Genomic DNA, 23,182 nt, shown 5'->3' with positions numbered 1-23,182 from the left:
CGGCGAGGGGATAGCGGCCAGACCGGCGAACGGCAAGTTTCTTCGAAGGGTTTGCCCCTCAGCCGCCGCCGAAGGGCTTCACGATGCCCATCTGCGCGTCGCCCGTCACGGTGACGCCGGGGTTCGGTCCCGCCTCCACCGGCGGCGGGATCGGGTCGCCGTCGATGCCGCAGGCGGCCAGCAGCACCAGCATCAGGGGGGCAATCCGTCTCAGCATGGCATCCTCTCAGCCCAGAAGCGTCTTCCAGCGCGCGACCTGCTCGCGCACCCGGTCCGGCGCGGTGCCGCCATAGGACATGCGCGACCGCACCGAATTCTCGACTCCCAGCACGGAATAGACCTCCTGGGTGATGCCCGGATGCACCGAGGTCATCTCGCTCAGCGACAGCTCGTCCAGATCGCATCCCTTGGCCTCGGCCAGCGCCACCAGCGCGCCGGTCACGTGATGCGCCTCGCGGAACGGCAGGCCAAGCGCCCGCACCAGCCAGTCGGCCAGATCCGTCGCGGTCGAGAACCCGGCCCCCGCCGCCGCCGCCAGAACCTCGCGGTTGGCGGTCATGTCGCCCACCATGCCGGTCATCGCCGCCAGCGCCAGCATCAGGCTGTCCGCCGCGTCGAAGACCTGTTCCTTGTCTTCCTGCATGTCCTTGGAATAGGTCAGCGGCAGACCCTTCATCACCGTGAACAGCGCCACGTTGGCCCCAAGGATGCGCCCCAGCTTGGCGCGCAGCAGCTCTGCCGCGTCCGGGTTCTTCTTCTGCGGCATGATGCTCGACCCGGTGGTCCAGCGATCCGACAGCCGCACGAACCGGAACTGCGCCGAAGACCAGATCACCAGCTCTTCCGCAAAGCGCGACAGGTGCATGGCGCAGATCGCCGCGGCCGAAAGGAACTCCAGCGCGAAGTCGCGGTCCGCCACCGAATCCAGCGAATTGGCCGTGGGCCGGTCAAAGCCCAGCTCGGCCGCCGTCCTGTGCCGGTCGATGGGGAAGGAGGTCCCCGCCAGCGCCGCCGCGCCCAGGGGGCATTCGTTCATCCGCGCCCGCGCATCGGCAAACCGCGACCGGTCCCGCGCCAGCATTTCAACATAGGCCATCATGTGGTGGCCCCAGGTCACCGGCTGCGCGGTCTGCAAATGCGTGAACCCAGGCATCACCCAGTCAGCGCCTGCCTCGGCCTGGGCGACAAAGGCCCGCATCAGCGCCGTCAGCCCGGAAATCGCCGCGTCGCACTGGTCGCGCACCCAAAGCCGGAAATCCACCGCCACCTGGTCATTGCGCGACCGCCCGGTGTGCAGCCGCTTGCCCGCCTCGCCGATGATCTCGGTTAGCCGGCTTTCCACGTTCAGATGGATGTCCTCAAGCTCCACGCGAAAGGGGAATTGCCCCGCCTCGATCTCTGACAAGACCGTGAGCAGCCCTTCCCGGATCGACTGAGCATCGCTATCCGTGAGAATGCCCTGCGCCGCCAGCATCGCGGCATGGGCACGGGACCCGGCGATGTCCTGCGCGTAAAGCCGGCGGTCAAAGCCGATCGAGGCGTTGATCGCCTGCATGATCGCGTCGGGTCCCTCGGCAAAGCGCCCGCCCCACATGGCATTGGCCTGGGTCGAGGTGGTATCGGCGGTCGATGTCATGGGCTGCCCTTCGGAGGGAACGGGAATGCGGATGATGATGGCGGTGCTTTATACGGCCCTTCTCGTGGGTGCAAACCCCGTGGCGGCCGACGTGCCCGCCGCCATGGCGCTGCGCGAGGGCGACATGAAGAAGCTGGCGGCCATCGAACCGCCCGCCGCCCTGCCCGAAGCCGTGCTGATCGACATGCAGGATGCCCCCCGCAGCCTTGACGAATACCGAGGCAAATGGGTGGTCCTGAACTTCTGGGCCACCTGGTGCGCCCCCTGCCGGGAAGAGATGCCGGCGCTCGACCGGCTTCAGGCGGCGATGCCCGGCATCGTCGTGCTGCCGGTGGCCACCGGGCGCAACGCGCCCGAGGCCATCGACCGTTTTTTCACCGAAGCCGGGGTGCAGAACCTGACCGTGCTGCGCGATCCCAAGGCGGACCTGTCCCGCGCCATGGGCGTTCTGGCCCTGCCGGTGACAGTGATCCTCAACCCCGAAGGTCAGGAAGTCGCCCGCCTGATCGGCGATGCCGAATGGGACAGCGCCAACGCCCAGGCCGTGCTTAAAGCAATGGCCGAGTAGCCGGCTCAGGCCCGCGCCCCACCGCCATGCAGGTGGCGGATCAGCGCCCGCGCTTCGGGCGGTGGCGGCGCCTCGATCCGGCGGTATTCGTTGCCGCCCGTCACCCGCGACAGAAGCCCCCGCTCCACCATCGTGCGCCGCAGGATCGCGGCATCGCCGAACCCGTGCCAGTCGTCGATCAGCGCGCTGGCCTGCCGTTCGGTCAGGCCCGTGTCGCGCGGAAACCGGCTCCACAGCGCCCAGATCGCCAGATGCTGCATCCAGGTCTTCGACGGCCAGCGTGCCAGCCGCCCGGCCTCGTCGAAATGGCGCAAGACCTGCGCCACCCGCGTCATGTCGGGCGCGGCGGCCGGCACCGCCAGACGATCCGCCGCTGTGGCCGAGGCGCGGAAATGCTGGAAGTTGCGGAACCCGGCGCCGCGCGCCAGCATGTTCAAGAGGCTCTGGTGGCCGGGCTCCGGCACCTCGCTCAATTGCTGTGCCAGCGATCGGGCAAGCGCGGAAATGTCGTCCACTTCGAAGGGAAGGGCGGTTCGGGTCATGGCGTCCTCGTGACGTGCCCTGCGTGTCGCTGGCCACCGGCTTGGCGAACGGGCACGAAAGGATGCGTGCGACCGGTCATCTGGCAGGTTCAGCTGTCCTTTAAGGACCGGTGGCGCCTGGGTGAACTGCGGACCCTGGCCGTCTTTTACCCGCTCCGCCCGCCGCAGGCAACGCCTACCGACCCGGCGCCTCGTACCGCACATAGGCAAAGGCCGATCCGTCCGGCGCCCAGTTCGGCACGTTCATCGTGCCCTGACCGCCGTTGAACTCCAGCACGCGTCGCCGGTTGGCGCCTTGCGTGTCGGCCAGAACCAGAGCCACTGGCAAATCCGCCGGATGCCCGGTCGTCCCCGGCGGATAGGCCAGATACAGAAGATGCCGCCCGCAGGGCGAGGGATGCGGGAACCAGTTGACATGGTCATCCGCGAACAGCTTGCGCTGCCCCGACCCGTCCGCACCCATCACCCAGATCTGCGCATGGCCGTCGCGGTCGCAGTTGTAATAGATATGCGCGCCGTCCGGGCTGTAATCCGGCCCGTCGCAATGCCCTTCGCCCCAGGTCAGGCGCGTCTCTTCCCCGCCTGCCACCGCAATCGTGTAGACGTCGATCACGCGCCGCTCGTTCCGCGCCGCGACATAAGCCAGCCGCGTTCCATCGGGCGACCAGCCGTGCCACCAGCTCGGCGCGTCGGGGCTGACCAGCCGCAGGGTGCCGCCCGCCGCCGGCATCACGAAGATCTCCGATCCCCGGCCGCGGTGGCTGGAAATCGCCAGCCACTTTCCATCGGGCGAAATGCCGTGGTCGTTGTTCAGCCGCATGGCATGGCCGGTGTCCAGGGGCACCAGCCGGGGCGCGTCCAGGGGAACCCGGAACAGCCGCCCGCCGCCATTGACCAGAAGGTGATCGCCCGAGGGCGCCCAGTTCGGCGCCTCGATCACCGCATCCGTCTGCAGCACCACCCGCGACCGGCCCGAGGCAAGGTCATAAATCTCCAGCGAAGACCGCATCATCCCTCCTTCGCTTCCCCATCGGGCCGGATTGCGCATCCGTGCCGGTCCCGTCCGAGCCTACGACAGGTTTCAGCGGAGGGTAAGGGTTGCGCCTCCGTTCACGGCGCCCGGCCGATCCTGCTGCGGGGGGCGGATCGACCGTCCCGAAACATCCGTCTGGTGGCGGCACCCTTGGGCCGCGACTGCGCCGGAAGCTCCAAAGTACGAAGTCCGAGTTAATTCGGCTTCGTAACACATTGAAATCATTGAATCGAGACAGCGTCCGAGCTCGGACGCCCTCGCCTCAGACCAGGGTGCCCACCGCCACGACCACCACCAGCGCGATCACCGGCCCCACGATGGCCGTCATGGCCACCGGCCCATAGCCCTCCCGGTGGGTGGTGCCGCAGACCGCCAGCAGGGTCACCACCGCCCCGTTGTGGGGCAGGCTGTCCAGCGTCCCCGCCGCGATGGTCGCCACCCGGTGCAGGGTGCCGGGGTCGATCCCCGCCTCGGCCGCGCGGGCCAGATAGGTGGGCGCCAGCGCCTCCAGCGCGATGGTCAGCCCGCCCGAGGCCGAGCCGGTCAGGGCCGACAGGACATTGGTCGCCACGGCCAGCGACACCAGCGGTCCGCCCCCCAGTCCCAGCACCCAGTCGCTGACCAGCTGGAACGCCGGCATCGCCGCCACCACCGCCCCGAAGCCCACAAGGCTGGCGACGGACAGGAGCGGCAGGACCGAGGCATTGGCCCCGGCATCCACCGTGGCGCGCAGGGCGGCGCGGGCCGGCCGGGTGGTGGCCACCAGCACCACGATCGCCGCCGCCAGCGCGACCACCACCGACCAGACCCCCGCCACCGAGCCCAGAGTCGCACCCCCCCACTGCGGCCCCGCCAGGAACTCCAGGTCCATCCCCGGCAGCACCACGAAGGACATCAGGAGGTTGACCACGATCACCACGCCCAGTGGCAGCAGCGCGAGCGCCACCGAGGCCGGCGTCGGCACCGGGTCGGGCAGCGCGGCCTCTGACACGTCGAACCCCGTGGCCGTCGCGGTCTTGCCCCGCAGCACCGGATCCTCGGTCAAAGCCACCGTGTCTGCCGTCAGACCGTCGAACCCCTCGCCTGCCGCCCGCGCCCGGGCCTCGGCCCGGCCCAGCCACCAAAGCCCAAAGCTCAGGATGATGGCCGAGGCCAGCAGGCCCAACACCGGCGCAGCAAAGGAGGTCGTCCCGAAGAAGGGCATCGGGATGGTGTTCTGGATCGCTGGCGTGCCGGGCAGGGCGGTCATCGTGAAGGTCGTGGTGCCAAGCGCAATGGTGGCCGGCATCAGGCGGCGCGGAAGGTTGGCCTGCCGGAACAGCTGCATCGCCATGGGGCCGATCACGAAGAAGGCCACGAACAGGCTGACCCCGCCATAGGTCACCAGCGCCCCTGCCAGCACGACGGCCAGGATCGTCCTCCCGGTTCCCAGCCTCCGGATCATCCAGTCGGCAATCAGCGAGACCGAGCCGCTGTCCTCCATCAGCTTGCCGAACAGGGCACCGAGAAGGAAGATCAGCATGAACTGCGCCACGAAGCCGGCTGCGGCGGGCATGTAGGTCAGCGTCAGGTGGGCAAGCAGCGGCTCGCCTGCGGCCAGGGCGGCGATCAGCGCGGCCAGGGGCGCAACGACCAGGATGGTCCAGCCCCGGAAGGACAGGAAGACCAGCCCGGCAAGGCCGACAAGGATGCCGAGAAGCCCCATGATCAGATCCCCTCCAGATAGGCGTCCAGGTCCAGTGTCGAGCGGATGCCGATGTCCTTGCCATGAGACGCCAGGAACTCGTCCGCCACCTTGCGGCCATCGTCCCGCAGCATGGTGAAGAAGTCCCATTCCACCAGCAGTTTCGAGGAATAGCCGAGTTCCAGCATCAGGTCCGACGCGATGCGGTGGACGCGCATCGCCTTGATCAGGCGACCGTCACCGGTCCCAGGATCAACCACGTCGCGGATCAGGGCCAGCGCCCGCAGTTCCTTGATGAGCACCGAGTTGAAGGCGATTTCGTTCAGCCGGTTCTGGATGTCGCGCGCCGTGCGTGGCGGTTCGGGCCGGCGGATCGGGTTGATCTGCACGAGGATCGTGTCATGCGACCGGCATTCCCGCACCAGCGGCGTGATCGAGGGGTTGCCGGAATAGCCGCCGTCCCAATAGGCGTCGCCGTCGATTTCCACCGCCTGGAACATCGTGGGCAGGCAGGCCGAGGCCAGAAGCACCTCGGGCGTGACTTCGGCATTGCGAAAAATACGACCGCGGCCGGTGCGGACGTTAGTCGCGTTCACGAACAGCTTGGTCGGAGCCCGCGACAGCCGGTCAAAATCGACGCATTCGGCGAGGATGGTCTCCAGCGGGTTGCCCGTCACCGCGTGCAGGTCATAGGGCGAGATCATGCGTGCGCTGGCTTCCAGGGCCAGGAATACGGGCGAGTAGTCCAGTGTCCAGAGGCCCAGCATCCGTTCGATCAGGCCGCGCTGCATCGGGCTGGTCCGCCCGGCATCCGCCACCCTGCGCCAGAACCTTTCCAGCGCCATACGGGCGCCCTCGCGCCCTCCGGCGGCCAACCCGTCCACGAAGACGGCCGCATTCATCGCCCCGGCCGAGGTGCCCGACACCCCGTCGAACTCCAGCCAGTCTTCTTCGAGAAGCCGGTCCAGCACGCCCCAGGTGAAGGCGCCATGTGCGCCGCCGCCCTGAAGGCCCAGATCGACAAGACGCGTGTTGCTGTCGGACATCGGGAGACTCCTGGCTGGCCAAGGTTCCCTAGGCCGGAAGGGGCTATTTCGCAAGCGCGGCGAAAGAGGGGTGGCGGTGGCACGTCACCAGATGGTCGTTCACCATGCCGGTCGCCTGCATGAAGGCATAAACGATGGTCGGCCCGCAGAAGGTGAAGCCCTGAGCCTTAAGCTCCTTCGAAATCTGTTTCGAAACAGCGGTTTCTATCGGAACTTCGGATGGGCTGCGGAAATGGTTCACAAGGGGCTGGCCATCCAGATGTCGCCAGAGGAATTCGGAAAAGGGCGTCCGCTCCTCGATCTGCATGAACGCCTGTGCCGAGCGGATGGTGCCTTCGATCTTGCCGCGGTGCCGCACGATTCCCGCATCCTGCAGCAGGCGGCTTACGTCTGCTTCGCCCCATCCGGCGATGATGTCCGGGCGGAACCCGGCGAAGGCCGTGCGGAACGCCTCGCGCTTGCGCAGGATGGTGATCCAGGCGAGCCCGGCCTGGAAGCCGTCGAGGATCAGCTTTTCCCACAGCGCGCGGCTGTCGAACTCGGGCACGCCCCATTCGGTGTCGTGATAGCTGACATACAGGGGATCGGTGCCGCACCAGGGGCAGCGCCCCGGCTGGTCGGTCGTGCTCATCGGGTGCCTCTGAATTCCGGCGAATTGTATTCCTTTACCGCGGCTTTACGCCGATGGCGACAAGGTGGCGGCATCAAGGGTCTGGGTGCGGGGGCATCATGGCGGCGGACAGGTTGGTCGAGAAGGCGGCGAAGGCGGCGGCATTGTCCTCCCCGCTCGAGATGGCGATCAGCCAGGCCGACCGCGAAACCCTGGCCCTGGTGCGCAAGGCCATAGATGCGCGGCGTATCCGTCTGGCCTGGCAGCCGGTGGTGATGGCCGCCGATGTGACGCGCATCGCCTTCCACGAAGGGCTGGTCCGGGTGCTGGATACGGCCGGCCGCATCATTCCGGCGCGCGATTTCATGGGCGCCGTCGAACGTCACGAGATGGGGCGCGAGATCGACTGCCTGGCCCTGGAACAGGGTCTGGCGACCCTTGCCCGCCAGCCTGAACTGCGCATTTCGGTCAATGTCTCGGCCCGTTCGATCGGCTATCCGCGCTGGCAAAGGGTGTTGAACAAGGGTCTGTCTGCGGCGCCGACCATCGCCGAACGGCTGATCCTAGAAATTGGCGAGGAATCGGCGATGACGGTGCCGGAAACCCTCTCGGCCTTCATGGCCGAAATGCAGAAGTTGGGCGTGGCCTTCGCCCTGGACGACTTTGGCGGTGGCACCACGGCACTGGGCCGCCTGCGCGATTTCTACTTCGATTTCGCCAAGATCGACGCGCGGGCGGTGCGCGGTATCGACCGCGACGCCGACGTGAAGGCCCTGGCGGCGGCGCTGGTTGGCGTGGCACGTCCCTTCGGCATGGTCACAGTTGCCGTTGCCGTTGAAACCGCGACAGAGGGCGAGATTCTGCGTGGTCTGGGCGTCGACTGCCTGCAGGGCTATCTGATCGGCGCCCCAAGCTTGAAACCGGCATGGGAGGAGGCGGCCGCCCGCCGCGCATGACTCAGCAGAGCCAGATTGCCGCTGCGGCATATTGGTCGGGCATCTTTCTTGCTTTTGCAACAAACAGGGCTTAGGGCCGAAGCTGAAGGCGGGGGGGCCAGCCCTTCCCGGCCAAACGGCTCAGGAACGGAGGCCAATCGCAATGACCAATGTCGTCATCGTCTCGGCGGGACGCACCGCTGTCGGCAGCTTCAACGGCTCTTTCGCCACCACGCCCGCGCATGATCTGGGCGCGGCGGTGATCGAGGCGGTGGTGGACCGCGCCGGTATCGACAAGTCCGAGGTGAGCGAAACCATCCTTGGCCAGGTGCTGACCGGCGGTCAGGGCCAGAATCCGGCCCGTCAGGCCGCGATCAAGGCTGGCCTGCCCAAGGAAGCCAGCGCATGGGGCATCAACCAAGTCTGCGGCTCGGGCCTGCGCGCCGTTGCGCTTGGCGCCCAGCATGTGCAGCTTGGCGATGCGGCCATCGTGGTGGCTGGCGGCCAGGAAAGCATGTCGCTGTCGCCCCATGTCGCGCATCTGCGCGCTGGCCAGAAGATGGGCGACCTGAACTTCATCGACTCGATGATCAAGGACGGTCTGTGGGATGCCTTCAACGGCTATCACATGGGTCAGACCGCCGAGAACGTCGCGAACCAGTGGCAAATCAGCCGCGACATGCAGGACGAATTCGCGCTGGCCAGCCAGAACAAGGCTGAAGCCGCGCAAAAGGCCGGCAAGTTCAAGGACGAGATCATCCCCTTCACCATCAAGACCCGCAAGGGAGACGTGGTGGTGGATGCCGACGAATACATCCGTCACGGCGCCACGCTGGAAGCCATGCAGAAGCTGCGCCCCGCCTTCGCCAAGGACGGCTCGGTAACGGCTGCCAATGCCTCTGGCATCAATGATGGCGCGGCCGCGGTGGTGCTGATGACCGAAGCCGAAGCCGCCAAGCGCGGGCTGAAGCCGCTGGCGCGCATCGCCTCTTACGCGACCGCCGGGCTTGACCCGTCGATCATGGGCGTCGGTCCGATCTTCGCCAGCCGCAAGGCGCTGGAAAAGGCGGGCTGGAAAGTGGGCGATCTCGATCTGGTCGAGGCGAACGAAGCCTTTGCCGCCCAGGCCTGCGCTGTGAACAAGGACATGGGCTGGGACCCCGCCATCGTGAACGTCAACGGCGGCGCGATCGCCATCGGCCACCCCATCGGCGCTTCGGGCGCGCGCATCCTGAACACGCTGCTGTTCGAGATGAACCGCCGCGACGCGAAGAAGGGCCTCGCCACGCTGTGCATCGGCGGGGGCATGGGCGTGGCCATGTGCCTGGAACGCGCCTGAGTTTCGCCGCAGTGCAGCATTTCGCCGCATGAGCAAAGCCGGCGCGCAACAATGTTGCGCGCCGGCTTTCGTTTCTGTAACACCATTTCAACGGCATACCAAAGCATACCTTCGAAGGAGGAATCACGATGGCACGGGTTGCACTTGTCACGGGCGGGTCGCGCGGCATCGGCGCGGCGATCTCGGTCGCGCTGAAGGCGGCGGGATACACCGTCGCCGCGAACTACGCGGGCAATGACGAAGCCGCGGCGAAGTTCACCGCCGAGACCGGCATTCCCACCTACAAGTGGTCGGTCGCCGACTACGACGCCTGCAAGGAGGGTATCGCCAAGGTCGAGGCCGACCTCGGCCCGGTGGACGTCCTGGTGAACAACGCGGGCATCACCCGCGACGCCATGTTCCACAAGATGACCCCGGCCCAGTGGAAGGAAGTCATCGACACCAACCTGTCGGGCCTGTTCAACATGACCCATCCGCTGTGGTCGGGGATGCGTGACCGCAAGTTTGGCCGCGTGATCAGCATTTCCTCGATCAACGGCCAGAAGGGCCAGGCCGGCCAGGCGAATTACTCGGCGGCCAAGGCGGGTGACCTGGGCTTCACCAAGGCGCTGGCCCAGGAAGGCGCGCGCGCCGGCATCACTGTCAACGCGATCTGCCCCGGCTATATCGCGACCGAGATGGTGAAGGCCATCGACGAGAAGGTGCTGAACGAACGCATCATCCCGCTGATCCCGGTGGGCCGCCTGGGCGAGCCGGAGGAAATCGCGCGGATCGTGGTGTTCCTCGCCTCGGACGAGGCGGGCTTCATCACCGGTTCCACCATTTCGGCCAACGGCGGCCAGTTCTTCGTCTGAAATCGCCACGCAACGATCCGGCAAAGGCCCCCGATCCGGGGGCCTTTCCATTTCTGGCGCCGGCCTCTAGGCAAGAGACCGCAACGGTTCAGGCGAACGGCAGCATCCATGACGCGCGGCAAGGCTACCCTGATCGGCTTCACCGCCATCCTCATGTGGTCGGTGCTGGCGCTCCTGACCATCGGATCGGCGCCGGTGCCGCCCTTCCTGCTGAACGTGCTGACCTTCGGCCTTGGCGGCAGCCTGGGCCTGATCTGGACGCTGCGGAACGGGTTGTCACGGCTCAGCGGCATCAGCTGGAAGGTCTATGCCTTCGGCATCCTTGGCCTCTTTGGCTATCATGCGCTGTATTTCACCGCTTTCCGTGTCGCCCCCTCGGCCGAAACGGGGCTCATGGCCTATCTCTGGCCGTTGTTCATCGTGCTGTTCTCGGGGCTTCTGCCGGGCGAGCGTCTCTTGCCGCAGCATGTGATCGGTGCGCTGGTGGCTTTCGCCGGAGCGGCGCTGATCGTCCTGGCGCGCGGCGGCGAAGCCGGGGGCAGCGTGCTTGGCCTGTTTCTGGGTTTTCTTTGTGCTCTGACCTGGGCAGGCTATTCCGTGCTGTCGCGCCGCATGGGCGAGGTTCCGACCGAGGTGGTCACGGTCTTCTGCCTGGGCACGGCTGCCCTCTCCCTGCCGGTGCACCTGGCGGTCGAGCCAACGGTCTGGCCGGTGGACCTGCGCGGCTGGCTGTCCGTTCTTGCCCTGGGCCTTGGTCCTGTTGGCGCGGCCTTCTTCACCTGGGACATCGGGATGAAGAAAGGCGACATCCAAGTTCTGGGTGTCGCCTCGTATGCGGCGCCCGTGCTCTCCACCCTGGCGCTGGTGCTTGCCGGAATCACGGCGCCGTCCTGGACAATCCTCGCGGCGGCGATCCTGATCGCCGGAGGAGCGGCGCTGGCGGCCCGCGCCAGCGCCCGGAAGGTCACGCCTGCATCAGGCGCGTGATCTCTTCCTTCAGCTTGAGCTTCTGCTTCTTCATCGCGGCAATCTCGAAATCGTCCGACGCAGGACTGCGCTGCGCTTCCTCGACCTGGATGGAAAGCACCTCGTGCTTGCGGCGCAGTTCCTGCAGATGCGAAGCAACCGTCATGTCTGTCCTCCTGTGATGATCCAGTGTCATCAGAGCATCACAATCCCCGAGTCGTGTCACCTGAAACCGGCGTGACCGGGGCCGTGAACTGCCGACAAATCAGCCAAAAGCAGCCGACAGGTCGCCACCGCCGCGCAAGACGGCACTCGCCTCTGGCGTGTAGCTTTCGCGGTCGCCGTCATGGGCCGGTCCGGCGTGCAGGACGAAGGGGAACAGCATCCGGAACGCGGCCTTTCCCCCCTTGCGCGCACGAAGGATGACGCGCGACGCATCGCGTCCCGCGCGTGGTGCCAGGGGCAGCACCTGGGCCGATCCGCCCCGCGGTGGAAGCGCGGCAAGCGCGCCGGGCAGCAGGGCGGCAGAGAGGATCATTGTCAGCCAACCGCCGGGGTGCAGGCGCGTCAGGGCCGCCGTCACCCATTCGCCGATGGGCGTATCCTCGCGCAGGGCCCTGTCGCGCGCCGCATGGGGCGAGGGTGTGCCTGCGGCGGGATAGTAGGGCGGATTGGCGATGACATGGTCGAACCCCCTTCGCAGCGCCTTGGGCATGTGCGACAGGTCGCCTTCGGCCACCTCCAGCGCGATGCCGTTCCGTTCGGCATTGCGACGCGCGAGGGCGGCATAGGCCGGTTGCAGTTCCAGTCCTGCCAGGCTCAGCCCGGGTACGCGGCTGGCGAGGCACAGGCTCGCCGCGCCCGCGCCGCAGCCGAGGTCCAGGACAGACTGTCCGGGCGTGGCCGGGCAGGCGGCGGCCAGCAGAACCGGGTCAGTGGCGGCGCGGTATCCCTTCAGCGGTTGCAGAAGGTGCAGGCGGCCGCAAAGGAAAGCGTCGTCGGACAGGTCCTCTTCGGCAAAGGTCACGGACGCTCGCCCAGGTTGTTGTCGGCCAGGACCGATGCGGCGATGAACCAGTCGCGGTCGGCCACCATGATCCGGCGCGGCAAGATGCCCAGAGACCCGTCCAGGACGCTCATGTGGACGTCCATCTCGAAGGCAGGTATACCCTCGCCCGCAAGCAGCGCGGTCGCGAAGGCGATGTCGGCGGGATTGGTGCTGCGCAGGACTTCTCTCATGGTCCGGGGCTAGCCGGTCCGACGGGCGTTGTCGAGGATCGAACGGGGCGGGGCATGAGTTTGGACGAGTCGACCCAGGAGGCTGCGCGCAAACCGCATGATCGGCTGGCTGACTGGCTGGCGGCGGACATGGATGCGGTGAACGGGCTGATCCGCGAGCGGATGGCCAGCGAACATGCGCCGCGGATCCCGGAGGTGAGCGCCCATCTGATCGAGGCAGGTGGCAAGCGGCTGCGGCCGATGCTGGTGCTGGCGGCGGCGCGGCTGTGTGGCTATGGCGGGCCGTTCCATGTTCACCTGGCGGCCACGGTGGAGTTCATCCACACCGCGACCCTGCTGCATGACGACGTGGTGGATGAGAGCCAGCGGCGGCGGGGGCGGCCGACGGCGAACCTGCTGTGGGACAACAAGTCCTCGGTGCTGGTGGGGGACTATCTGTTCGCCAGGGCGTTCCAGTTGATGGTGGAGCCGGGCAGCCTGCGGGTGCTGTCGATCCTTTCGGATGCGGCGGCGACCATCGCTGAGGGCGAGGTGCTGCAGCTGATGGCGGCGCAGGACCTGGGGACGGATGAGGCGACCTATCTGAAGGTGATCCGGGGCAAGACCGCGGCGCTGTTCTCGGCGGCGACCGAGGCGGGGGCGGTGATCGCCGGGGCCGACGAGGGCCGGGTGCAGGCGCTGCGGACCTATGGCGATGCCCTGGGGATCGCGTTCCAGATCGTCGATGACCTGCTGGATTATGGCGGGGCGGATGCGGCCCTGGGCAAGAATACCGGGGACGACTTCCGGGAGCGGAAGGTGACGCTGCCGGTGATCAAGGCGGTGGCCAGGGCGAACCCGGAGGAGCGGGCCTTCTGGAGCCGGGTGATCGAGAAGGGTGACCAGCGGGAGGGCGACCTGGAGGAGGCCCGGCGGCTGATGGACCGGCACGGGGCCATGGCCGCGGCGCGGGCCGAGGCTCTGGACTGGGCGGCCAGGGCCAGGGCGGCGATGGCCGGCCTTCCCGACGAGCCGCTGCGGGAGATGCTGGAGGATCTGGCCGCCTATGTGGTGGCCCGGATCAGCTGAGCGTCCGAGCTCGGACGCTTGCCTCGCGCCAATGAAATCAATGAGTTGCTTGGCTGGATTAACTTGGACTTAAGAATTGTCCGAGGGTCGGGCCGGCCGGACAGGGTCAGGGCAGGATCGGCGCTGCCTCGATCCACCAGTCGGGGCGGGCGCTGCGCAGGGCGCGGGCGGCGGCGGCGGCGGTGAGCGCATCGGGGAAGAGGCCGAAGCAGGTCGCCCCCGAGCCGGACATGCGCGACATCAGGCAACCGGGTTGGGCCGAAAGCGCGGAGCGCGCCACGGAAATCACCGGGACCAGTTGCGCGGCGGGCGCTTCCAGATCGTTGCGGGCCATGCGCAGGAAGGCGGACAGATCGGCTGCGGTGCGCAGCCGCGGCAGATCGCGCGGGAGAGGCGCATTGTCGCGCCGTGCCAGTGCGGCGAAGATCGCCGGGGTGGAGACCGCGACGCCCGGATTGGCAAGGACGAGCCAGGCCTCGGGCAGGGGATGGTCGAGCGGGGCCAGCGTCTCGCCGATGCCGGACATGCGGGCGGGTTGACCGGCAAGACAGACCGGCACATCGGCGCCAAGCGCCAGAACGGCAGCCGCGGGCGGCAGCGGTTGGCCGCGAAGTCGCGACAGGGCGCGCGGTGGGGCGGCGGCACCGGCCGAGCCGCCGCCGATGCCCGAGGCGACGGGCAGGTGCTTTTCAAGGACAAGCGCCGCGCCGCCAGACCCCATCGCGCGCGCCGCGCGCAGCACGAGGTTGTCATCATCCGCCGCAAGCGAGGTGGAGCGCGGGCCGGTCAGGGTGAGCGTCAGGTCTTCCGATGGCGCGGCGGTCACGCGGTCGCCCGTGCCGACGAAGACCACGAGGCTGTCGAGCAGGTGGTAGCCATCGGCCCGGCGCCCGGTGACATGGAGCGCGAGGTTGATCTTGGCCGGCGCGAATTCGGTGACGGGTTCAGCCGCCATCGGCCGCGGTCGCCGGTTCTGCCGGAGCCGCCTGTCCGGCAGCTGCGGCTTCTTCCTGCATCACCACGTCGAGGCCGACATCCAGCTTGCGCTGGATGCGCGCGGCGTCCTTTTCGGTGGGTTCGAAGGAAAGGGCGCGGTGCCACTGGTAACGGGCTTCGACCTTGCGGCCGTTCATCCAGTACACATCGCCAAGATGGTCGGTGACGACCGGATCGACCGGTTCCAGAAGCGAGGCGCGTTCCATCGGCTCCAGGGCTTCCTGGTATTTGCCGGTGCGGAACAGCGCCCAGGCGAGGCTGTCGATGATGTAGCCGGCATCGGGTTCGGCGGTGACGGCCTGCTCGATCATCGCCATCGCTTCGTCGAGGTTTTCGCCACGGTCCACCCAGGAATAGCCGAGGTAATTCAGCACCTGCGGCTGGCCGGGTGCCAGTTCCAGCGCCTTCTTCAGATCGGCGACCGAGTCGTCAAACTGGCCCGAGCGTTCTTCGGCCACGCCACGGCTGTAGTAGAGCGTCCAGTGTGCGGGCTGCGGTTCGGGGATCTGGGCGATGGCGGCGTCATAGGCGGTGACGGCCTCGGCATAGCGTTCCTCGCGGCGAAGCGCGTCGCCAAGGGCGAGATGGACGGCAAAGTTTTCGGGGTGGTCTTCGGCCAGGGCGGAGAGGCGGGCGATGGCCTCGTCGGGCATTTCCTTGGCCTGTTCGGCACCGGCGATGCCGATCTGTGCCATGGTGGCGTTCGGGTCTTCGGGCAGGATCAGGCTGTAGGTCTCGATCGCGAGATCGTACTGCTTCTGCTGTTCGAGGAGCCCGCCCGACAGGAGGATGGCATCGCTGAGCCGGGGCGAGAGGTGGGATGCGGCCCGGGCATAAAGCAGGGTGAAGCTGTCGTCGGCCTGACCGTTGAGCGCGGTGGCGACGGTGAAGAACACCTCGGCGATGCCGCCCTTCGCATCGGCCACGACGTCGAAGGGCAGGGTTTGGCCTTCGGTCAATGCCGTGCGGAGCCCGTCGATCGCGGGATCGGATTCCGGGCCGAAAGCCTCGTTCAACCGCTTGAGCGCGTCTTCGTTGCGTTCGAGTTGCGACAGGATTTCCGCATGGGCAATGACGCCGCGGCGGTTGAGGTTGATGGGCCCGGAGGCCTTGCCCGAGAAGATGGCATCGGCGCCTTCGAAATCGCCTGCGGCGGCAAGGGCAAGCGCCTGGTGATAGAGCGCGAAGGCCTCCATCCCCTGCAAGTCGCCGACCTTGTCGAAGGCGGCCTTGGCTTCGGACATGCGGCCATTGCCGAATTCGGCCCAGCCGGTGACGAGGCCGGCGGTCAGCGGGCCAAGCGTGGAGAGGGTGTCGGCGTCGCCGAGGATGCCCGCGAAATCGCCCTTGTCGGCCCGGTCGGTGACGATCATCAGATCGCCGACCGGCAGGCCCTGGCCGAGGTCTTTCAGGTGGCGGGCGGCGGCTGCGGCGGATTCGAAATCGCCGATGGCGGCCGAGGCCACGATCATCGGTTGCAGGAGCTGCGGATTGTCGGGATCGGCGGCAAGGGCGCGGGCCTGCCACTGGGCGACGGCGCGGTAATCGTTGGTGGTGGCTGCGGCCCGGGCGGCAAGGAAGGCGCCGGCATCGCCATCGAACATCTCTTCGGCGGCAGGTTCGGGGGCGGCGGTCTCGCCGCTGCTGTCCTGCGCGGTGGCGGCGAAGGGCAGGGAGACGGTCAGCAGCAGGAGGGCGAGGCGGCGGACAAGGGGCATGAAGGATGGTTTCCTGGACTTTGCCCGCTGCAAGCTAGTGCCCGCGCGAGGCGAGGGCAATCAGCGGCAGGGGGCAGAGGGGGGGCTGCGGCCGAATCTCACGCAGGTGTCAGAAGAAGACCGCGATCACCAGGGCGGTGAGCAGCGGCAGGCCGACGAGGAGAAGCGGCAGGTTGAGCCAGGCGAGGCTGCGCGCGGGGCGCAGGTCGGGCAGGCGTTCGACCCACCGCCCGGCAAGCGCCGAGGCGTGCAGCAGGCTGACCGGGACGGGCAGGCGCAGGCCGAAGGCCGGGGGCCGGCGAATCGGGAAGCCGGGCTGCAGGAGCGCGGCCTGATCGTCACGGTGCAGTTCGGGGCGCCAGCCGGCCATGTCGACGTTGAACTCGGCCGCGAAGGCCGCCATCAGCGCATCGGCGGCATCGCCTTCGGCCCGCGCGGCGGCCAGCACATCGGCCTGTTCGGCCGGGGTGAGCTGGCGGCCGATGCGGGCCTGGAGCCAGCCAAGGACGGCGTCGCGCGTGGGTCCGTTGGTCATGTCACATGTTGGGATAGTTCGGACCGCCGCCGCCCTGCGGCGTGGTCCAGGTGATGTTCTGGCTGGGATCCTTGATGTCGCAGGTCTTGCAGTGGACGCAGTTCTGGAAGTTGATCCGGAAGCTGGCGTCCTGGCCTTCGCCCAGCACCTCGTACACGCCGGCGGGGCAGTAGCGCTGTGCCGGTTCGGCGAACTTGGGCAGGTTCACCGTGATCGGGATCGCGGGGTCCTTGAGCCGGAGGTGGGCGGGCTGCGCCTCGTCGTGGTTGGTGAAGGAGAAGGCCACGTTGGTCAGCCGGTCGAAGCTGATGACGCCATCGGGCTTTGGATAGTCGATGGGCTTGTGCTTCGAGGCGGGTTCGGTGGCCTGGGCGTCGGACTTCTGGTGGCGGAGCGTACCGAAGAGCGAGAGGCCGAAGAGGTTGTTCGTCCACATGTCGAGGCCGCCGCCGAGGAGCGAGGCGGTGAGGCCGTAGTGCGACCAGAGCGGCTTGACGTTGCGGACCTTCTTCAGGTCCTTGCCGATGGGGCCGGTGCGGACGGCGGTTTCGTAATCGGTCAGTTCATCGCCCTGGCGGCCGGCCTGGAGCGCGGCGAAGGCGGCTTCGGCGGCGGCCTTGCCCGAGAGCATGGCGTTGTGGTTGCCCTTGATGCGCGGCACGTTCACGAGGCCGGCGGTGCAGCCCAGAAGCGCCACACCGGGGGCGACCATCTTGGGGATGGACTGGTAGCCGCCCTCGCTGATGGCGCGGGCACCGTAGGCGACGCGCTTTCCGCCCTTCAGAAGCTCTGCCACCATGGGGTGGTGCTTGAAGCGCTGGAACTCCATGTAGGGGTAGAGATAGGGGTTCTTGTAGTTCAGGTGAACGACGAAGCCGATGTAGACCTGATTGTTTTCAAGGTGATAGATGAAGGAGCCGCCCCCCGCGGCAGAGCCGAGCGGCCAGCCCATGGTGTGGGTGACCGTGCCCTCGCGGTGTTTGGCGGGGTCGATTTCCCAGATTTCCTTCATGCCGATGCCGAACTTCTGCGGGCAGTGGCCCTTGGACAGGTTGAAGCGTTCGATCACCTGCTTGGCGAGGCTGCCGCGGACGCCTTCCGACAGGAAGACGTATTTGCCCAGGAGGTTCATACCGGGTTCGTAGGAGGGGCCGGGTTCGCCTGTGGCGGGGTCGCGGCCGAATTCGCCGGCCACCACGCCCGCGACACGGTCGCCGTCCCAGACCAGTTCCGAGGCGGCCATGCCGGGGAAGATTTCGACGCCGAGGCCCTCGGCGACCTGGGCCATCCAGCGGCAGACGTTGGCCATTGAGACGATGTAGTTGCCGTGGTTGGACATCAGGGGCGGCATGGGCCAGTTCGGGATGCGGATGCCGCCGGCGGGCCCGAGGAGGTAGAAGTTGTCGTGCTTGACCTCGGTCTTGATGGGGGCGCCCATCGAGCGCCAGTCGGGCAGGAGCGCGTCGAGGCCCGAGGGATCAAGCACGGCGCCCGACAGGATGTGCGCGCCGACTTCGGAGCCCTTTTCCAGCACTACGACCGAGAGATTCGGGTCGAGCTGCTTCAGCCGGATCGCCGCCGAAAGGCCCGAGGGTCCGGCGCCGACGATCACCACGTCGTATTCCATGCTTTCGCGGGCGATCGGCTCGGACATGTGCTTTCCTTTGGCTGGCGAGGCTGGCGCCCTCTGGCGGGGCTTTGGCGGGAATGAGGCTGTCATTGCCCCAAGGGGGCGGCTGCGTCAATCGCGACGCAGGATCATTGCGCTGCGACGCGGCGTCCGGACAAGTATCTTTCCGCACGGCACGGCCTTGCTCAATCCGGGCATCGCCTCTTGCATTTGTGACGCAGGCAGGGTCAGGTGGAACCGAGGACGAGCGGAGTCATGGTGCTTGAAAGGCGCCGTGGCTTTGTCATTTGAGTGCAGGCCGATGGAAAAGATTCCGATGACCCGTGCGGGTTTCACCGCGCTGGATGAAGAGCTGAAGACGCTGAAGACGGTGGAACGCCCGGCGGTGATCCGTGCCATTGCGGAAGCGCGCGAGCATGGCGACCTGTCGGAAAACGCCGAGTATCACGCCGCGCGCGAGAAGCAGTCCTTCATCGAGGGCCGCATCAAGGAGCTGGAAGGCATCCTTTCGCTGGCCGAGGTGATCGACCCTTCGAAGCTGTCGGGCGCCATCAAGTTTGGCGCGACGGTCACGCTGGTGGATGACGACACCGAGGAAGAGAAGACCTATACCATCGTCGGCGAGGTCGAGGCCGACATCGAGCGCGGGCTTTTGAACATTCGCTCGCCTCTGGCGCGGGCCCTGATCGGCAAGGATGAGGGCGACAACGTCGAAGTGCGCACCCCCGGCGGGCAACGCAGCTATGAAGTCCTGAGCATCCGCTACCTCTGACGCGAGGGCCGTGCATGGCCGATCCGACCGAAAGACCCCTGGACCTTGGCCTTCGCGGCCAGGTCGAGGCAGCGCCTGCGCTTGGCGCCGCCGAATGGGCGGCTGCCGGGCTGAGCGTTGTCTGGGTTCTGGCCGTGGCCGGCTGGCTGTGGACGGCGCCCGAGGGGTCATCGGGCCTGGGTGTGATGCTGACGCTGCTGGTGGTGTTCCTGCCGCTGGCGCTGATCTGGGCGGCGGCGGTGACACTGCGCGGCGTGCGCGCCTTGCGGGCAGAGGCTGCGCGGCTGCAGGCGAGCGTTGATGCGATGCGGGCGGCCTATGTGGCCAGCCAGCAGCATGCGACGGCGCAGCCCGCGGTGGAGAAGAAGCTGGACGAGATCGCCCATGTGGCCCGGCAGGCGGAAACCGCCATCGTCACCTTTGCCTCGCGCCGCGATTCGGGCATGACCGTGCCTTCGGCGGACCGGCGCGCGGCGCTGGCGGTGCCGCGGTCCACGGCGGCGGACGAGCAGCCGGCGCTGGCGCTTGGCACGCCGGCCGAGGATCTGCGGGAGCCCCTTTCGGCAGCGGATTTCATCCGCGCCCTGCAGTTTCCCGAAAGCCCCGACGACAAGGAGGGCTTTCGTGCCATGCGCCGGGCGCTGGAGGACCGCGATGTCGCCAAGCTGATCCGCGCGGCGCAGGACGTGCTGACGCTTCTGGCGCAGGAAGGCATCTACATGGATGACCTGCGGCCCGACCGGGCGCGGCCCGAGGTCTGGCGCCGCTTTGCCGCGGGAGAGCGCGGGCGCCCCATCGCGGCACTTGGCGGCGTGCGCGACCGGTCCAGCCTGGCGCTGACCGCGGCGCGGATGCGCGAAGACCCGGTGTTCCGCGATGCCGGCCACCATTTCCTGCGCAGCTTTGACCGCGTGTTTTCCATCTTCGAGAAGGCGGCCAGCGACGAGGATCTGGTGGAACTGGCCGATACCCGCACGGCGCGGGCCTTCATGCTGTTTGGCCGGGTGACGGGCACCTTCGACTGAAACGCAAGATGGGCAGTATTGCCCATCCTACTGGTCAGATCACGGGGCGCACCATGGTTGTGGCAGAGGCAAAGCCGAAGACATGGCGCAACAGGCCGATCGGACGGGTGTCGAGCGGCGTGAATCCCTGACGTTCATAGAGCGCCCTGGCCCGCCAGTTGGTGTCGATCACATCCAGCCGGACCGCGTGATAGCCGCGCGCCGCGCCTTCGGCGCAGAGCGCATCGAGAAGGGCCGAGCCGATGCCCTGGCCCCGCGCCTCTCGCGAGACGCAGATGCCATCGACGAGGAAGCGGTCGTTGTCGATCTCGCGCCCGAGCCAGCCGAACAGGGCGGCGCGCCACCAGCCGCCGAACCGGCCATAGACGGCGCGCAGGTCGGCGGGCGTGCCGCCGGCAAAGCTGCCCTGCGAGGTCTTGAACCCGGCGAGGCCGACAAGATCGCCCTGTTCATCCTGCGCAATGAAGACATGATCGGCGCGGATGACGCGGGTGACATAGGCCAGGGCGCGGTCTTCCGGGCCGAGCACCGAGCCGAGCTTGCCGCCGAAGGCCTGCCAATAGAGCCGGGCCGCCTGCGGGCGCAGGTCGGCGGGCAGGCCGCGGCGGATGGTGACGGTCATGCTGCCGGCCCTGTGCGCGGCAGGCCGGTTTCATCGAGGATGAAGCCGGCGATGGCGGCGGTGTCGTTGAGGTCGAGCACCGGGACCGGCACCGTCTGGGGCAGCTGGCTCTCGGTCGCGATGGCGCGCACGAGGGGATCGCCGGGCTGGATCAGCGGATGGCCGGCCTCGGCCCGCCAGACCTCGACCTTGGGGTGGGCGTCGCGCTTGTAGCCTTCGACCAGGATCAGATCGACGGGGGCGAGGCGCGCCAGAACCTGTGACAGGTCGGGTTCGGGACCGCGATGTTCGCGCATCAGGGCGAAGCGGTGGGCGGAGGCCAGCACCACCTCGGTCGCGCCGGCGGCACGGTGGCGGAAGCTGTCCTTGCCGGGCTGATCGAGATCGACGTCGTGGTGGACGTGCTTGACGGTCGAGACGGTGAAGCCGCGGGCGGTGATGTCGGTCACCAGACGCTCCATCAGGCTGGTCTTGCCGGCGTTCTTCCAGCCGATGACGCCATAGATCCTCATGGCGCCCTGCCCCCGAGACGCGCCTCTGCTGCGGCGATGTCGGCCGGTGTGTTCAGGTTGGCAAGGCTGCCCTCGGGCATGTCTGCAAGGGCCGGGGCGTGGCGCTGGACGAAGCTCATCATGCGGGGAGTTTCGCCCGAGGCGAGGAAATCCTGCAAGTCCCCCGCAAGGGATACGGGCCAGAGCGCGGCGGTGGGGTGGAGGCGGGCGTCGCTGCGGGCGAGCGTGAGGCGGCCCTGGCCGGCGGCAAGGAGGCGGGGGGCGAGGTCGGGCGGCAGGAAGGGCGTGTCCACGGCGGCGGTGACGAGGGCGGTGGCCCCTTGTGCCCGGGCCCAGAGGAGGGCGGCCAGAACGCCGGACAGGGGGCCGCGCGACGGCGGGGTGTCGGGCAGGACGGGCAGGCCCAGGAAGGCGAGGCGCGCGGGGTCGCCATTGGCCGAGATGGCAAGGGCCTGGACCTGCGGATGCAGGCGGTCGGCCAGGTGGGCGGCCAGCGGGCGGCCGGCGAGGGGCAGGAGCGCCTTGTCGGTGCCGCCCATGCGGCGACCCTCGCCACCGGCGAGGATTGCGCCGACGAGGAACGGAGCGGCCGCTATTGCGTGGCGCCCGTGTTCTGCGCGTTCAGGAGCGCGCCGCGTTCATCGGGGTCTTCGTCGCGGATTTCCACGTCCTCGACGATGCCGGGAAGCTTTGCGAAGGATTTCGAAAGCTTCTTGGGCGACAGCGTCCGAGGGATGGATTCGAAGCCGGGCACGCCGCTGAGCACGTCCGACGTGGACCAGGCGCAGCGGGCCTGGGGCACCGGACCCTCTTGCAGGGCGCGCTGGATGGCGATTTCTGCCTGTTCGGGCGTGACCACGACGGTCTGCTTGCGGACGCGGAAGGTTTCGCGGGCGTGATAGTCGTCGAAGAAGGATTCGAGCGTCGGCGTCATGCCGAAGATCACGTCGTTGCGTTCTGGGGCGTGGCGGTTGAACCAGCTGCCGGCCGGGTCGAACAGCACGCGCTGCGAGCCGTTGATCATGAGCGCGGAATGAGCGCCTTCCTGGCTGCGGTTGTTGATGACCGTGTACAGGGTGATGGTCTTGGGGCCCGGATCGACATAGGCGGCGCGGGCGACCACGTCGTCGGGCGCATAGACCGACTCGGCGCCGCAGGCGACAAGCGTGACCAGGGCCAGGAGGCTGAGCGCGAGGCGGATCATGGGGACGGCCGGGCCTGCGGTCAGGCGTTGGCGAGGGCGAGGAAGATCAGCACGAGGACAGCGATGATCGCGCCCCAGGTGACCATGCGGATGAAGCCCGCGAAGGTCTTTTCCTGCACGCGGATGTCCATGCTGCCCGGCTTGTGTTCGGCCATGTCGCGGTTCCCTATGGCATTTCGTTCGCTTTGCCCGCGCATACCCTATTCGGCGCGGGCTGTCACGGGGCAGATGCAGGCGTGGGGTCAGCCTGTGGCGCGGGTGCCTGCGGCGGAGGCATCGCCGCTTTCGCCGCCGACCCAGCGGGGCGTGAGGGTGAAGCCTATGCGGCGCGGCGCCTCGTCCGGGCTGGCCGAGGGGACGGCGCGCAGGATGACGTTCAGCTGGCTGACATGCTGGATGAGCTGGGTGCGCAGGCCCTCTTCGTCGGTGCCGGTGAAGGTGATGAGATCGGGGTCGGAATAGCCGATGCCTTCGATCTGGAGGATGCCGGCGTCGCTGCCGGCGAAGCCGAGCGCGACTTCGTGGGCAGGGTCGAGGTCGGTTTCGAAGGCGCGGATCCAGGCGACAAGCCGTTCGGCGGCCTGGCGGGCCTGCCCTGCGGCAGCAGGGCGGCGGCGTTTCGGTCGGGTGGTCATCGGTCCAGCCCCT

General features: G+C 67.9%; 28 protein-coding genes. 8 read left to right on the top strand and 20 right to left on the bottom strand.

The window, feature by feature from the left end:
• Nucleotides 1-58 precede the first annotated feature (58 nt).
• Together JO391_RS14820 and argH are read right to left on the bottom strand one after the other, a co-directional pair.
• Complete coding sequence (locus JO391_RS14820) at nt 59-217, bottom strand: YdgH/BhsA/McbA family protein (RefSeq protein WP_220661222.1); 159 nt, start codon at nt 215-217, stop codon at nt 59-61.
• Nucleotides 218-226: 9 nt separating this feature from the next.
• Complete coding sequence (argH, locus tag JO391_RS14815) at nt 227-1,636, bottom strand: argininosuccinate lyase (protein ID WP_259444713.1); 1,410 nt, start codon at nt 1,634-1,636, stop codon at nt 227-229.
• Between the two features lie 25 nt (nt 1,637-1,661).
• Here argH and JO391_RS14810 point away from each other — a divergent pair, with 25 nt between their 5' ends.
• Nucleotides 1,662-2,204 carry a TlpA family protein disulfide reductase gene (locus JO391_RS14810; protein ID WP_220661221.1) on the top strand — a complete coding sequence of 181 codons (543 nt, stop codon included), beginning with the start codon at nt 1,662-1,664 and terminating at the stop codon, nt 2,202-2,204.
• A gap of 5 nt (nt 2,205-2,209) precedes the next feature.
• Here JO391_RS14810 and JO391_RS14805 read toward each other — a convergent pair whose 3' ends face one another.
• The 5 genes from JO391_RS14805 to JO391_RS14785 all read right to left on the bottom strand — a co-directional run bounded on the left by JO391_RS14805 (nt 2,210) and on the right by JO391_RS14785 (nt 7,140).
• Nucleotides 2,210-2,746, bottom strand: a complete 537-nt coding sequence (locus tag JO391_RS14805; RefSeq protein WP_220661220.1) for a DUF2087 domain-containing protein — start codon at nt 2,744-2,746, stop codon at nt 2,210-2,212.
• Between the two features lie 175 nt (nt 2,747-2,921).
• On the bottom strand, nt 2,922-3,758 hold the full coding sequence (locus JO391_RS14800; protein WP_220661219.1) for a TolB family protein: 837 nt from the start codon (nt 3,756-3,758) through the stop codon (nt 2,922-2,924).
• Between the two features lie 283 nt (nt 3,759-4,041).
• Nucleotides 4,042-5,484 (bottom strand): GntP family permease, encoded by a 1,443-nt coding sequence (locus JO391_RS14795; protein ID WP_220661218.1) that lies wholly within the window; start codon nt 5,482-5,484, stop codon nt 4,042-4,044.
• Between the two features lie 2 nt (nt 5,485-5,486).
• Nucleotides 5,487-6,509: a patatin-like phospholipase family protein gene (locus tag JO391_RS14790; RefSeq protein WP_220661217.1), complete on the bottom strand. Its 1,023-nt coding sequence runs from the start codon at nt 6,507-6,509 to the stop codon at nt 5,487-5,489.
• A 43-nt stretch (nt 6,510-6,552) separates the two neighbouring features.
• On the bottom strand, nt 6,553-7,140 hold the full coding sequence (locus JO391_RS14785; RefSeq protein ID WP_220661216.1) for a DNA-3-methyladenine glycosylase I: 588 nt from the start codon (nt 7,138-7,140) through the stop codon (nt 6,553-6,555).
• A 98-nt stretch (nt 7,141-7,238) separates the two neighbouring features.
• On the opposite strand from JO391_RS14785, the gene JO391_RS14780 reads away from it, so the two are divergent.
• From JO391_RS14780 to yddG, 4 genes are all read left to right on the top strand, one after another.
• A complete protein-coding gene (locus JO391_RS14780; RefSeq protein WP_220661215.1) occupies nt 7,239-8,075 on the top strand; it encodes an EAL domain-containing protein in 837 nt (278 codons plus the stop codon).
• Between the two features lie 142 nt (nt 8,076-8,217).
• The gene (locus JO391_RS14775) at nt 8,218-9,393 is read left to right on the top strand and encodes an acetyl-CoA C-acetyltransferase (protein ID WP_220661214.1); all 1,176 of its coding nucleotides are present in this window, start codon (nt 8,218-8,220) and stop codon (nt 9,391-9,393) included.
• 128 nt (nt 9,394-9,521) lie between these two features.
• Entirely contained in the window at nt 9,522-10,247 is a 726-nt protein-coding gene (locus JO391_RS14770) for a beta-ketoacyl-ACP reductase (protein WP_220661213.1), read from the top strand.
• A gap of 108 nt (nt 10,248-10,355) precedes the next feature.
• On the top strand, nt 10,356-11,234 hold the full coding sequence (gene yddG / locus JO391_RS14765) for an aromatic amino acid exporter YddG (protein ID WP_220661212.1): 879 nt from the start codon (nt 10,356-10,358) through the stop codon (nt 11,232-11,234).
• Here the strand turns inward: yddG and JO391_RS14760 are convergent.
• From JO391_RS14760 to JO391_RS14750, 3 genes are all read right to left on the bottom strand, one after another.
• Nucleotides 11,212-11,379 carry a YdcH family protein gene (locus JO391_RS14760; protein ID WP_220661211.1) on the bottom strand — a complete coding sequence of 56 codons (168 nt, stop codon included), beginning with the start codon at nt 11,377-11,379 and terminating at the stop codon, nt 11,212-11,214. The two genes, yddG and JO391_RS14760, sit on opposite strands and share 23 nt — an antisense overlap.
• 99 nt (nt 11,380-11,478) lie before the next feature.
• Nucleotides 11,479-12,240 carry a tRNA1(Val) (adenine(37)-N6)-methyltransferase gene (locus JO391_RS14755; RefSeq protein ID WP_259444712.1) on the bottom strand — a complete coding sequence of 254 codons (762 nt, stop codon included), beginning with the start codon at nt 12,238-12,240 and terminating at the stop codon, nt 11,479-11,481.
• Nucleotides 12,237-12,452 carry a putative signal transducing protein gene (locus JO391_RS14750; RefSeq protein WP_220661210.1) on the bottom strand — a complete coding sequence of 72 codons (216 nt, stop codon included), beginning with the start codon at nt 12,450-12,452 and terminating at the stop codon, nt 12,237-12,239. Before JO391_RS14750 ends, JO391_RS14755 begins: the two co-directional genes overlap by 4 nt.
• Nucleotides 12,453-12,506: 54 nt before the next feature.
• Between JO391_RS14750 and JO391_RS14745 the strand changes: the two genes are divergently transcribed.
• Nucleotides 12,507-13,520: a polyprenyl synthetase family protein gene (locus JO391_RS14745; RefSeq protein ID WP_220661209.1), complete on the top strand. Its 1,014-nt coding sequence runs from the start codon at nt 12,507-12,509 to the stop codon at nt 13,518-13,520.
• Between the two features lie 106 nt (nt 13,521-13,626).
• On the opposite strand, the gene JO391_RS14740 is transcribed toward JO391_RS14745, so the two are convergent.
• The 4 genes from JO391_RS14740 to JO391_RS14725 form a co-directional block, all read right to left on the bottom strand.
• Nucleotides 13,627-14,475 carry a 4-(cytidine 5'-diphospho)-2-C-methyl-D-erythritol kinase gene (locus JO391_RS14740; protein ID WP_220661208.1) on the bottom strand — a complete coding sequence of 283 codons (849 nt, stop codon included), beginning with the start codon at nt 14,473-14,475 and terminating at the stop codon, nt 13,627-13,629.
• Nucleotides 14,465-16,234, bottom strand: coding sequence for a tetratricopeptide repeat protein (locus tag JO391_RS14735; protein ID WP_220661207.1), 1,770 nt, complete (start codon nt 16,232-16,234; stop codon nt 14,465-14,467). Before JO391_RS14735 ends, JO391_RS14740 begins: the two co-directional genes overlap by 11 nt.
• Before the next feature lie 109 nt (nt 16,235-16,343).
• Nucleotides 16,344-16,769: a hypothetical protein gene (locus JO391_RS14730; protein WP_220661206.1), complete on the bottom strand. Its 426-nt coding sequence runs from the start codon at nt 16,767-16,769 to the stop codon at nt 16,344-16,346.
• A gap of 1 nt (nt 16,770) precedes the next feature.
• Nucleotides 16,771-18,423 carry an electron transfer flavoprotein-ubiquinone oxidoreductase gene (locus JO391_RS14725; protein WP_220661205.1) on the bottom strand — a complete coding sequence of 551 codons (1,653 nt, stop codon included), beginning with the start codon at nt 18,421-18,423 and terminating at the stop codon, nt 16,771-16,773.
• 277 nt (nt 18,424-18,700) lie between these two features.
• On the opposite strand from JO391_RS14725, the gene greA reads away from it, so the two are divergent.
• Nucleotides 18,701-19,171 (top strand): transcription elongation factor GreA, encoded by a 471-nt coding sequence (gene greA / locus JO391_RS14720; RefSeq protein ID WP_220661204.1) that lies wholly within the window; start codon nt 18,701-18,703, stop codon nt 19,169-19,171.
• Nucleotides 19,172-19,185: 14 nt separating this feature from the next.
• Nucleotides 19,186-20,196 carry a hypothetical protein gene (locus JO391_RS14715; RefSeq protein ID WP_220661203.1) on the top strand — a complete coding sequence of 337 codons (1,011 nt, stop codon included), beginning with the start codon at nt 19,186-19,188 and terminating at the stop codon, nt 20,194-20,196.
• A 34-nt stretch (nt 20,197-20,230) separates the two neighbouring features.
• On the opposite strand, the gene JO391_RS14710 is transcribed toward JO391_RS14715, so the two are convergent.
• From JO391_RS14710 to JO391_RS14685, 6 genes are all read right to left on the bottom strand, one after another.
• Nucleotides 20,231-20,818 (bottom strand): GNAT family N-acetyltransferase, encoded by a 588-nt coding sequence (locus JO391_RS14710; RefSeq protein WP_220661202.1) that lies wholly within the window; start codon nt 20,816-20,818, stop codon nt 20,231-20,233.
• A complete protein-coding gene (mobB, locus tag JO391_RS14705; RefSeq protein ID WP_220661201.1) occupies nt 20,815-21,330 on the bottom strand; it encodes a molybdopterin-guanine dinucleotide biosynthesis protein B in 516 nt (171 codons plus the stop codon). Before mobB ends, JO391_RS14710 begins: the two co-directional genes overlap by 4 nt.
• On the bottom strand, nt 21,327-21,926 hold the full coding sequence (gene mobA / locus JO391_RS14700; protein ID WP_259444906.1) for a molybdenum cofactor guanylyltransferase MobA: 600 nt from the start codon (nt 21,924-21,926) through the stop codon (nt 21,327-21,329). The genes mobB and mobA overlap by 4 nt, the downstream gene beginning before the upstream one ends.
• Nucleotides 21,923-22,534: a hypothetical protein gene (locus JO391_RS14695; RefSeq protein WP_220661199.1), complete on the bottom strand. Its 612-nt coding sequence runs from the start codon at nt 22,532-22,534 to the stop codon at nt 21,923-21,925. The genes mobA and JO391_RS14695 overlap by 4 nt, the downstream gene beginning before the upstream one ends.
• A 20-nt stretch (nt 22,535-22,554) precedes the next feature.
• On the bottom strand, nt 22,555-22,689 hold the full coding sequence (locus JO391_RS14690) for an aa3-type cytochrome c oxidase subunit IV (protein ID WP_220661198.1): 135 nt from the start codon (nt 22,687-22,689) through the stop codon (nt 22,555-22,557).
• 87 nt (nt 22,690-22,776) lie between these two features.
• On the bottom strand, nt 22,777-23,169 hold the full coding sequence (locus tag JO391_RS14685; protein WP_259444711.1) for a DUF6173 family protein: 393 nt from the start codon (nt 23,167-23,169) through the stop codon (nt 22,777-22,779).
• Nucleotides 23,170-23,182 lie beyond the last annotated feature (13 nt).

The sequence above is a fragment of the Neotabrizicola shimadae genome (genome assembly GCF_019623905.1).
Lineage (GTDB): Bacteria > Pseudomonadota > Alphaproteobacteria > Rhodobacterales > Rhodobacteraceae > Neotabrizicola > Neotabrizicola shimadae.
Note: the sequence above shows the minus strand (reverse complement) of the source record. Positions and strands in the feature narration are given on the sequence as shown.